Below are 10,703 nucleotides of genomic sequence, written 5' to 3'. Positions count from 1 at the left end.
CCGAGCTGTCGGTGCACGCCGGCGCCGGACACGCCGACTTCGACCGGGCCCTGCGCGACGGCGACCGCCTGGACGCCGGCCCCAGCCAGCGGGCGGCCTTCCGGGTGCGAGTGCTCGAACAGGCGCTGAGCCACTTCGGCGCCAATCCGGCGCCGCGCGACGCCACGATCGCCGGCATCCGCGCGACTCCCCGCGACCTGCGCGTCGCCCTCGAAGACGCCTACCGCGGCCTCGCCGCCCTGACCCCGGACCCCGACGAGCGGGCGCGACTCGTCGACAAGGCCAACGCTGTGCGCCCTTGGAGCCTGCTATGAGTGACCCCACCCAACCCTTGCCGACGATTCGGGAGTCCGACGCGGACTCCAGCGGGCAGGACGACGCTGCGGGCGGCGCCCCCGTGGCGGCAGGCACGCCCGCGGCGGCCGGCGCTGGCAGCACGGACGCGGCGGCGGACCAGGGGGCGGGCGCGGCGCCGACGCAGGAGTTGCCGGTGCCCGAGCCCCGTCCGCTCACTCCTCCGCCGCCGACGATGCCGGAGTCTGCGGACGGGATGCTCGTGCTCGGTCGGCCCGCCCCAGCCGCGCAGCCAAAGCAGTCCCCCCCTCCGGCGGCCCCGGCGGCGCGCTGCTTGGAGTGCGGCGGGCACTACGGCCCGGACGGCTACTGCGACCGCTGCGGGGGGCGTCGCCCCGACCCGCGGCACCATTTCGAGCTGTGTGCGCCGAGCCTGCCGGAGACCCCGACGTCCCCTCAGGTGGGGCAGACGATCGCGCCGGACGAAGTGCCGCCGCAGAGCCGTGCGGTCGGTACCGACTCGGCCGAGTCGACGGACACGACGGTGCAGTTCGCCCCGCCCGCCGGCAACGCACCTCCGGTGCTGGACGACCCGCTGCGCTCCACCGCCAAGCCGAACCCGCTGACCTGGGTCGCCGGTGTCTGCGACCGCGGCATCCGACACGTGACGAACGAAGACGCGCTGGCGCTGTACGCCGACCCGCCGGCTCCGGGCGAGAATCGGGCCCCGCGGCGGGCCGCGATCGTCGCTTGCGACGGGGTGAGCACGGCCACCCGCTCGGCCCGCGCCAGCCTGGCCGCCGCGCAGGCCGCCCTGTCGGTGCTGACCACCTCCCGCTCCCGCGGCCTGGCGGGAGTCGCCTCCTCGCAGGCGGGGGCGATGGCGGGACGCCTGGACGCCGCCGTGGACGCCGCGATGGACGCCGTCATCGACGTGGCGGACGGGCCGGCGCAGGAGGAGGACTTCACGGAGACCGGCATCCCGCACATGTCCGATCCGGCGTGCACGCTCGTGGCAGCCGTCATCGAGGACGACCTCGCGGTCGTCGGCTCGGTCGGCGACTCCCGCGCGTACTGGCTACCCGATGACGGCCGCGAGCCGCTGCTGCTGACCCGCGACGACTCCTGGGTCGAGGAGCAGGTCGACCAGGGCGTGCCCAGAGAGGTCGCCGAACGCGGCCCGGGCGCCCACACGATCACCCGCTGGATCGGCCCGGAGGCGCCCGACCCCACTCCCCGCAAGACGACCCTGCAGTTGCGCGAGCCCGGCTGGCTGATGTTGTGCACCGACGGGCTGTGGAACTACGCGCCTACCCCGCGGGCTCTCGCCTCGGTGACCCGCCAGCTGGCGCGGCGGCTGGCGCAGCCGACGCCGCCGCTCGCGCTCGCCCGGCTGCTGGTGGAGTGGGCCAACGCCCAAGGCGGACGCGACAACATCACGGTCGCCCTCGCCCGCATCGACCCGCCCACGGGTGCCGACCCAGCTGATGGAGCCGGCGCGGCCGAAGCCGAGTCGGGAGCCGGGGAGGCCGTGGGTGCCGCCGCGGGTGAAGATGGCAGCCAGAGTGCCGCCCGCGATGGGCTCGACGACGGGGGCACCGACGGCACCCGACCGAGCGACCCGAGGGAGGCGCACTGATGGCCGAGTTCTCTGCGGCGGTGTACCAGAACGAGTTTCTGCCCGAGGGCGGCACCGACGTGCACGCGATCGTGACGATCACGTGCAGCGGCGCCGGCGGGGCGGGGCAGAGCGGTACCGGTGACGCGGGCGAGATCATCGTCGTCGACACCTCCGGCTCCATGGAGGACGCCGGGGTGGCGGCTGCCCGGTACGCGGCGTCGGCGGCGCTGGACCAGATCCTCGACGGCGTGTGGTTCGCCGTCATCGCCGGCAACCACCAGGCGCGGCTGTGTTTCCCCGATGGCTACTCCGCCGCGATGGTGCGCATGGACGCCTCGACGCGGGCCGCGGCCAAGGCATCGCTGAACCGGCTGTACGCCGACGGCGGCACCGCGATGGGCACGTGGTTGCTGGCGGCCGCGCAGCTGTTCGACACGGTGCCCTCCCTGACCCAGCGACACGTCATCCTGCTGACCGACGGGGAGAACCAGCACGAGACTCCGGAGCAGTTGTCGCAGGCGATCGCGACGGTCCGCGGCCGCTTCCAGGCCGACTGCCGCGGACTGGGCGCGGCGTGGCAGGTCGACGAGGTGCGCCGCATCGCGCAAGCCCTCATGGGCACGGTCGACCTCATCCCGCGGCGCGAAGACATGGCGATGGAGTTCGAGAGCCTGATGCGCACCGCGATGGGTCGCGGGGTCGCCCAAGCGTCGCTGCGGGTCTGGGCGCCGCAGGGCGCGGAGGTGTTGTTCGTGCGGCAGGTCGCGCCGACGCTGGAGGACATGACGAACCGGCGGCAGCAGGTCAACCCGCTGACCGGGGCGTATCCGACGGGCTCGTGGGGCGATGAGTCCCGCGACTTCCACATCGCGGTGCGGCTACCCGCCAAGGCAGTCGGCGCCGAGCAGTTGGCGGCGCGGGTGCAGCTGGCCGTCGGCGAGGAGGTCGTGGCGCAGGGGCTGGTCAAGGCCAAGTGGTCCGGCGACGACTCGTTGACCGCGCGGATCAACCCGGAGGTCGCGCACTACACGGGGCAGACCGAGTTGGCCTCCGCGATCCAGCAGGGGCTGGCCGCCAAGGCCGTCGGCGACGACACCACGGCCACCGACAGGCTGGGGCGGGCCGTGCAGTTGGCGGCGCAGACCGGCGACGACGGCGCGACCAACCGGCTGCGGCGGGTCGTCGACATCGACGACGCGGCGACCGGCAGCATCCGCCTGCGCCGGGACGTCGACAAGCTGGACGAGATGGCGCTCGACACGGCCTCGACGAAGACGATCCGGGTGCGCAAGTGAGCATGCGCTGCCCGCAGGGTCACCAGTCGGCAGCGACCGACTACTGCGATGTCTGCGGCAGTCCGATGGTCGCGGTGAGTTCCCCGGAGTCGACCCCGGCACCGCCGCCAGCCCCCGAACCCCTGGCGGGCGCGCCCAAATCGGCGGCGTCGAAGGCTGACGCCGCCCCACCGCAGACCTGCCCGAACTGCGGCGGTTCGAGTCCCGCCGACGCCCTGTTCTGCGAGGCCTGCGGCTACGACTTCACAACCGGCGTCATGCCGCGCCCGGTGGCCCTGACCGACGGCACCTTCATCGGCGGGCCACCCGCCGCCCCGACGCCCGCTGAGGCCGAGGCCGAGGCCGAGGCCGCTGAGCCCGAGTCCGGCGAGGCCGAGTCCGGCGAGGCCGAGTCCGGCGAGGCTGAGTCCGGCGAGGCCGCCGACGACGCCGGGTCGAGCGCCGCCGCCCCGCGAGGTGTCGCCGAGCCGAGCGCAGCCGAGCACTCCGGCATCGACGCGCCAAGCCTGTCCACCGCCTCCAAGCGGATGGCCTACCGACCCCCGTCGCGCACGAGCGCGAAGGAGTGGGTCGTCGAGATCTGGATCGACCCCGACTGGTACGCGGGGCAATCGAGCCCCGAGCCGTGCCCGTCGCCGGGCGTCCCGGAGATCGTGCCGCTTCGCGACGGCGCCCTGGTGGGCCGCCCGTCGGCGAGCCGAAACATCCGCCCCGAGATAGACGCCGGCAGCGACACCGGCGTCAGCCGCCGTCAGGCCCTGCTGACCACGGACGGCCGCCGCTGGTGGGTCGAAGACCTGGACTCCGCAAACGGCACCTACGTCGGCCCGGCCTCCGGCTCCCTGCCCGAGGACCCGATCACCTCCAAGGTCGAGGTCGATGCGGACGACCGCATCTACGTAGGCGCGTGGACCCGCCTGGTGGTACGGCCCGCCACCCCGTCCGACCGCGCTTCATCCTCGGACCGCACCTAAATCCGCCGACCGCGCCTAGTGTGCGGGGATGGGACTTGTTGACGACGCGCACGACATTCACGACGAACTGGTCGACTTTCGGCGGGATCTGCACCGGCATCCCGAGATCGGGCTCGACCTGCCCCGGACGCAGGAGCGGGTGCTGGCGGCGCTGGAGCCACTCGGTCTCGAGGTCAGCACGGGCGAACGTCTGACCTCGGTCACGGCGGTGCTGCGCGGCGGGCGGCGCGACGCGGCCACCCCTCGGGCCGTCCTGCTGCGCGCCGACATGGACGCGCTGCCGGTGCAGGAGCTCACGGGAGTCGACTACAGCTCCCAGATCGACGGCGTCATGCACGCCTGTGGGCACGACTTGCACACCGCGATGCTCGTCGGCGCCGCGAAACTGCTGCACGCCCGGCGCGACGAACTGCCCGGCGATGTCGTCTTCATGTTCCAGCCCGGCGAAGAGGGCTTCCATGGCGGCGAGATCATGGTCGAAGAAGGCGTGCTCGACGCTGCCGGCCCGCGGGTCGAGGCCGCTTACGGCATGCACGTGTTCGCCGCCAACGACCCCGGCGGGGTGTTCATCACCAAGCCCGGCCCGATGCTCGCCGCAGTCGACGAGGCGGTCATCACGGTCCACGGCCGCGGTGGGCACGGCTCGGCACCCGTCCACGCCCTCGACCCGGTGCCGATCGCCGCGGAGATCATCCTGGCCACCAACGTCGCCCTGACCAGACAGTTCAGCGTCTTCGACCCGGTGGTCGTGACCTTCGGGGTGATGCGCGCCGGCACGAAGTCGAACATCATCCCCGACGACGCCCGCCTCGAGGCGACGATGCGCAGCTTCTCCGACGAGCACCGCGCCAGGCTGCGCGAGGTCATCGAACGGGTCGCCACGGGCGTCGCCCAGGCCCACGGCGCCACCGCCGAAGTGCTGATCGACGTCGGCTACCCCGTGACGGTCAACGAGGACGGCGAGACCGAGTTCGCCGCCAGTGTCGCCCGCGAGCTGTTCGGCGACGATCGCCACGTGCGCTGGGTCGACCCGCTCAGCGGAGCCGAGGACTTCTCGTACGTGCTGGAGCAGGTGCCCGGCTCGTTCGTCGGCCTGTCCGCGGTGCCGCCCGGTGTCGATCCCGCAACCGCAGACACCAACCACTCGCCGCGGGCCACGTTCGACGACTCCGTGCTGGCCGATGGCGCCGCCCTCTACGCCGGACTCGCCCTAAGCCGTCTCACCCGCTGACGGCCCGCCGCCGACCGTCGCGCTCCCTGCCCAGTGGCGCGGTTGCAACCGCGACCGTCGGCAGGGAGCGCGACCATCGGCGCGAGGTGGCCCAGCCTGGGGCGGGGCGCGACCATCGGCGCGAGGTCAGGCTGTCGTTTGATTCTCCACCTCGCGTTCGTCTTCGGCGGCCTGGTCCAGGCGTCGACCGAAGTAGAACAGCCCGGAGAGCAGGGCGATGAGGAAGACGACGGTCATCGCGATGAGCAGCGGCCAGGGCCCGAACGTGTAGATCAACGGCACGGCCGCCGCGGTCACCAAGCCACCACCGAAGAACGGCTCGAACACCAGCTGCTTGTACCCGAACGCCTCGAACGCCGGGGACTTGGCGTCGGGGTCGGCGATGCGCATGAGGATGAGCCCGGTCGCGGTAACGCCCATCGACTGACCGAAGTCACCGATGCCGCGCTCGAACCAGTACCGCGGGATGATGCGCGGCGCCAGCAGGAGGAAGACACCGCAGTTGAAGACGATGCCGGCCACGGCCAGGATGACGAACGGGCCGAGGTTGTCGCCGATCGCCGTCAGCGAGAGCGTCGCCAGCGCCGCCACGATGAGGAAGTCCAGCGCCAGACCCTGGATGCGCAGCATGATCTCGTGGTCGATGAGGTGGTCGATGCCCATCTTGACCATGGCGACCTGCACGATGACGCCGCCCAACAGCGCGAGCGGGAACAGCGGCACGTGCTCGAACAGCTCGAAGGTCTCGGCGTAGGTCATCTGCTCGATCCACTGGAAGAACGAGAGCATGAGCCAACCGATGAGGATCGACAGGGCCACGAAGCCGACGTGCAGCGAGAAGGTGTCGACCGAGGAGGGGCGGCTGGTCATCTGACCGGCCGGGTAGTCCTCCTCGCGAGCGAACAGCCCCTTCTGCTCGTCCACGGACATCTTGGCGTCGCCGCTGAGGAACTCGGTGTGGCCGCGGCGCACACCCCAGTTGATGAAGATGATGCCGAGGATGACTCCGCTGACGATGCCGACGGTCGCCAGACCGAGCGCCAGGTCGGCGCCGGACTCGAAGCCGAGCGACTCCAGCGAGCCGCGCATGCCGGCCGCGGTGCCGTGCCCGCCCTCGAAGCCGATCTCGATGAGCGCTCCGGCCATCGGGGTCATCGCGAACAGCGGCACGAGGATGAAGATCGCCAACAGCAGGCCCACGACGTACTGCCCGGCGCCGAAGACGACACCGAGCGATAGCTGCGGACCGACGAGCGTGACGGCCCGCTTCGGGGTGGGGATCTCCTGGCCGAGGAAGAGGGTCGCGAAGACGACGCTGATGAGCAGGCCCGGCAAGGCCGACCAGGTGGTCAGCATCGACTCGGTGAACAGGCCGGTCTCTTCCCAGCCCTCCATGCCCATCGCTCCGGCGATACGACCCAGGACATCTGGCCCGAGGAGCAACATGAGCGTGCCGGCGATGATGGAGCTCGGCAGGAACAGGCGCTGCACGACGCCGCTCTTGACGCGGATGAACTTGCCGAGAAGCAAGAAACAACCCAGGATCAGCAGCGCGAAGCCGACTTGCTGGGGACTCATGAGGGGGCTCCTTTCGAGCCGGGGGAGCCGACGATCCCCGAAGACTCCCAGGCAATCGGCTCGCCCCGATTCGGTCGATGCACCCATTGCGCCGCCACCACGGCACCATTTGAACTCGACCATCGACCGGTCGGCACCCACCGAGATCGCGGGGGCGCCCGCCGGGCGGCAGGGTCACCCGCCGAAACTGAACCCGCTCGTCGAGGCATCCCGGCGGTGGGCCCGGAAGAGCACGTCCCAGGCGATCTCCACGCCCTCATCGGCGTCGACCTCGCGGGCCACCCGTCCGGAGCGGTCGAGGATGAGCGCCCCGGAGCCCAGGTAGTCCTGCAGGTCGGCCTCGATGTCGGCGCCGGTGAACAGCACGGAGGCGTCCTGCGGGCCGCCGACACCCTCGGCGAGATTAGTCGAATCGTGCCCGACGATGAGCACGATCCCGCCGGCCGCCAGGGCCCGCACGCAATTGCGCAGCAACTCGCGTCGCTCGTAGTCGACCAGGTGCACGTAGGTCGCGACGACGAGGTCGTAGGTCCCGGCCGGGGCCTCGTAGGCGAACAGGTCGGCCTGCACCCACGTGATGTCGAGCGGGGCGCCGTGTTCCTTCCCGACCTGGGTCGCGCGCCGCCGGGCCCGCTGCAGGGCCTTGGCGGAGAAGTCCACCGCAGTCACCGACCACCCTTGCTCTGCAAGCCAGATGGCGTTGCGTCCCTCCCCCGTGCCCAGGTCCAGCGCTCGGCCGGGGACACGCCCCTCCAGCTCGTGCACCACCCACTTGTTGGGTGATTTGGGCCACACCAGGTCTTCCCCGGAGTAGCGCTCATCCCAGGTGGTCACATCCATTTCGTTTCTCCTGTCGGCGTTTTGGCCGTTCCTGCGAGTCTGGCGCACCTGCGGCCAGCAATCCAGCTGGTGGGTCCCCGATCGTGGCGTGGGACCAATGTCCCAGGTCAAGGCCCTATTGATGCCGATCCTTGGGAGCGAGGTGGGCGAGCTTCGCCCGCCGGTCCGCCGACGCCTGGTCGCCGACGGCATCGTTGTCGTCCACCGAGGAGGGGGTTGCATGGACGCCCTGGATCTGGCGCGGTGGCAGTTCGCCATCACGACCGTCTATCACTTCTGGTTCGTGCCCGTGACGATCGGACTGTCGGCGGTCGTCGCCGGCTACCACACCGCATACGTGCGCACGCACAATCCGCATCTGTACAAGATGACGAAGTTCTTTGGGAAGCTCTTCGTCATCAACTTCGCGCTCGGCCTGGCCACCGGCATCGTGCAGGAGTTCCAGTTCGGCATGAACTGGTCGGACTACTCCCGCTTCGTCGGCGACATCTTCGGCGCGCCACTGGCGTTCGAGGCGCTGCTCGCGTTCTTCCTGGAGTCCACATTCTTGGGGTTGTGGCTCTTCGGCTGGGGCAAACTGCCGGAGAAGCTGCACGCCAGCACGATGTGGCTCGTGCACATCGGCACGGTGCTCTCGGCCTACTTCATCCTGGCCGCCAACTCGTTCATGCAGCATCCGGTCGGCTACCGGTTCAATCCGGAGACCGGGCGCGCTGAGTTGACCGACTTCGTCGCCGTGCTGACCAACCCGGTGCAGCTCGTGACCTTCCCGCACGTCATTTTCGCCGCCTACATGACCGGTGGCGCGATGGTCATGGCGGTCTCGCTGTGGCACGTTCGGACCCGCCTGACCGACCTGACGCCGACGTACCGCAAGGCGGTGCGCGTCGGCGCGATCATGACGTTGGTCGCGTCTCTTGGGGTCATCGTCTCCGGCGACATTCAGGGCAAGATCATGACCGATGTGCAGCCGATGAAGATGGCGGCCGCCGAGGCGCACTACGAGACCTCGACGCACGCGCCGTTCTCGGTCTTGAGCGTCGGCAACCTCGACGGCACGGAGGCCGTGCACCTCATCCAGATCCCTGGCTTGCTCTCCTACTTGGGTAAGGGCAGCTTCGACGCCGAGATCAAGGGCATCGACGACCTGCGCAAGGAGTACCAGGCGCAGTACTCGGGCGACCCGCGAACGAGTGACGCGGTCACGAACTACACGCCGAACATCCCGACGACGTACTGGACCTTCCGGCTCATGATCGGCGCGGGCTTCGCGTCGATGGCGACCGCTTTGCTCGCGCTGTGGGCGACCCGCCGCAAGGCCGGCGATGGCTCCGGGGCGATGAAGGCCCGGTGGTGGCACTGGATGATCGTGGCGGCGCCGCTGCTGCCGATCGCCGCCAACAGCTTCGGCTGGATCTTCACCGAGGTCGGCCGCCAGCCGTGGGTCGTCTTCGGCCTCATGACCACCGCGAACGGTGTCTCGCCGGCGGTGCCGATGTGGACGGTCGCGACGTCGCTCGTGCTCTTCACCCTGGTGTACGCGGTGGCGGCCGTCATCGAGGTCAAGCTGTTCCTGCGGTACATCCGCCGGGGCGCCGAGGCCGAGCCCGACCCCGACCACACCGACCGGGACGAGGACGCCACCCTCGTCTACTCCTACTGAGGCGAAAGGGGAATCGTCATGGAACTGACCACCATCTGGTTCGTCCTCATCGCCGTCCTGTGGATCGGCTATTTCGTCCTCGAGGGCTTCGACTTCGGCGTCGGCATGCTGTTGCCGATTCTCGACAAGACCGGCGGCAAATCGCCGGAAGAAGCCGACAAACGGCGGCGGGTCATGCTCAACACCATCGGCCCGGTGTGGGACGGCAACGAGGTGTGGGTGTTGACCGCCGGCGGCGCGACCTTCGCGGCCTTCCCGCACTGGTACGCGACGCTGTTCTCCGGCTTCTACCTGCCGCTGCTCCTCATTCTCCTGGCGCTCATCGTGCGCAACCTGGGCTTTGAGTATCGGCACAAGCGCGACGAGCCGCAGTGGAAGGCGCGCTGGGATCTGGCGATCATCATCGGTTCGTTCGTGCCGGCGTTGCTGTGGGGCGTGGCCTTCGCCAATATCGTCAACGGCGTTCCGCTGGAGCCGATCGTCGCCGGCAACGAGGCGCCTTATGTCGAGTACACCGGCACCCTGTTCACGCTGCTGGGCCCGATCGGGCTGCTCGGTGGCCTGACGACGCTGGGCCTGTTCCTCACGCACGGGGCGATGTACATCGCGCTGAAGACCGAGGGTGAGCTGCGGCAGGACGCTCGGGCGTTCGCGTGGAAGTCCGGGCTGGTCACCGCGGTGCTAGCCGTCGCCTTCCTCGTGTGGACGAATATCAACACCGGCAGCGTGCTCTCGTGGGTGCTCTCGGTGCTCGCGGCGGTGGCGCTGGTCGGCGGCCTGCTCGCGGTGCGCGTCGGCCGGGAGGGTTGGGCCTTCACGGGCACCTTCGTCACGATCGCGGTGGCCGTCGCCGCGCTGTTCGCTGCGCTCTTCCCCGACGTGATGCCCAGCAGCATCGACCCGGCGTACAACCTGACCGCGGTGAACGCGGCCAGCAGCACGCTGACGCTGCAGATCATGACGGGCGCGGCCCTGCTGTTCACCCCGATCGTGCTGGCCTACCAGGGCTGGACGTACTGGGTGTTCCGCAAGCGTATCGGCACCCGGCACCTGCCGAGTGCGCAGCTCGAGGCCAGCCACAAGTAGTGCCGGCCGCCTAGATTGCGGGACCGTCGCCCTCGGATCCACCGGGAGGCTGCCGAATCGGCAGTGAGGTGGAGCCGAGGGCGGCGGCATGTCAGCGGGATTCGCGGTCGTGATTCGCTGA

At 70.3% G+C, this 10,703-nt stretch carries 9 protein-coding genes; 7 read left to right on the top strand and 2 right to left on the bottom strand.

The genetic code is table 11. The features are described from left to right. From KILIM_RS13420 to KILIM_RS13400, 5 genes are all read left to right on the top strand, one after another. The coding region (locus KILIM_RS13420) for a tetratricopeptide repeat protein (protein ID WP_006593249.1) at positions 1-314 on the top strand (314 nt) is incomplete at its 5' end. Next, complete coding sequence (locus KILIM_RS13415) at positions 311-1,933, top strand: PP2C family protein-serine/threonine phosphatase (protein WP_006593248.1); 1,623 nt, start codon at positions 311-313, stop codon at positions 1,931-1,933. The genes KILIM_RS13420 and KILIM_RS13415, both read left to right, overlap by 4 nt. Beyond that, entirely contained in the window at positions 1,933-3,210 is a 1,278-nt protein-coding gene (locus KILIM_RS13410; protein ID WP_006593247.1) for a vWA domain-containing protein, read from the top strand. The genes KILIM_RS13415 and KILIM_RS13410 overlap by 1 nt, the downstream gene beginning before the upstream one ends. Before the next feature lie 2 nt (positions 3,211-3,212). Beyond that, on the top strand, positions 3,213-4,184 hold the full coding sequence (locus tag KILIM_RS13405; protein ID WP_006593246.1) for a double zinc ribbon and FHA domain-containing protein: 972 nt from the start codon (positions 3,213-3,215) through the stop codon (positions 4,182-4,184). 28 nt (positions 4,185-4,212) lie between these two features. Further along, the gene (locus tag KILIM_RS13400) at positions 4,213-5,415 is read left to right on the top strand and encodes a M20 metallopeptidase family protein (RefSeq protein WP_006593245.1); all 1,203 of its coding nucleotides are present in this window, start codon (positions 4,213-4,215) and stop codon (positions 5,413-5,415) included. A 126-nt stretch (positions 5,416-5,541) separates the two neighbouring features. On the opposite strand, the gene KILIM_RS13395 is transcribed toward KILIM_RS13400, so the two are convergent. Beyond that, the gene (locus tag KILIM_RS13395) at positions 5,542-6,993 is read right to left on the bottom strand and encodes a sodium/glutamate symporter (RefSeq protein ID WP_006593244.1); all 1,452 of its coding nucleotides are present in this window, start codon (positions 6,991-6,993) and stop codon (positions 5,542-5,544) included. 174 nt (positions 6,994-7,167) lie between these two features. Further along, the gene (locus KILIM_RS13390; protein ID WP_006593243.1) at positions 7,168-7,833 is read right to left on the bottom strand and encodes a class I SAM-dependent methyltransferase; all 666 of its coding nucleotides are present in this window, start codon (positions 7,831-7,833) and stop codon (positions 7,168-7,170) included. Positions 7,834-8,053: 220 nt separating this feature from the next. Here KILIM_RS13390 and KILIM_RS13385 point away from each other — a divergent pair, with 220 nt between their 5' ends. Then, positions 8,054-9,496, top strand: coding sequence for a cytochrome ubiquinol oxidase subunit I (locus KILIM_RS13385; protein ID WP_006593242.1), 1,443 nt, complete (start codon positions 8,054-8,056; stop codon positions 9,494-9,496). Between the two features lie 18 nt (positions 9,497-9,514). After that, positions 9,515-10,582: a cytochrome d ubiquinol oxidase subunit II gene (cydB, locus tag KILIM_RS13380; protein WP_006593241.1), complete on the top strand. Its 1,068-nt coding sequence runs from the start codon at positions 9,515-9,517 to the stop codon at positions 10,580-10,582. Positions 10,583-10,703 lie beyond the last annotated feature (121 nt).

The organism is Kineosphaera limosa NBRC 100340, from assembly GCF_000298215.1.
GTDB classification, from domain to species: domain Bacteria; phylum Actinomycetota; class Actinomycetes; order Actinomycetales; family Dermatophilaceae; genus Kineosphaera; species Kineosphaera limosa.
Note: the sequence above shows the minus strand (reverse complement) of the source record. Positions and strands in the feature narration are given on the sequence as shown.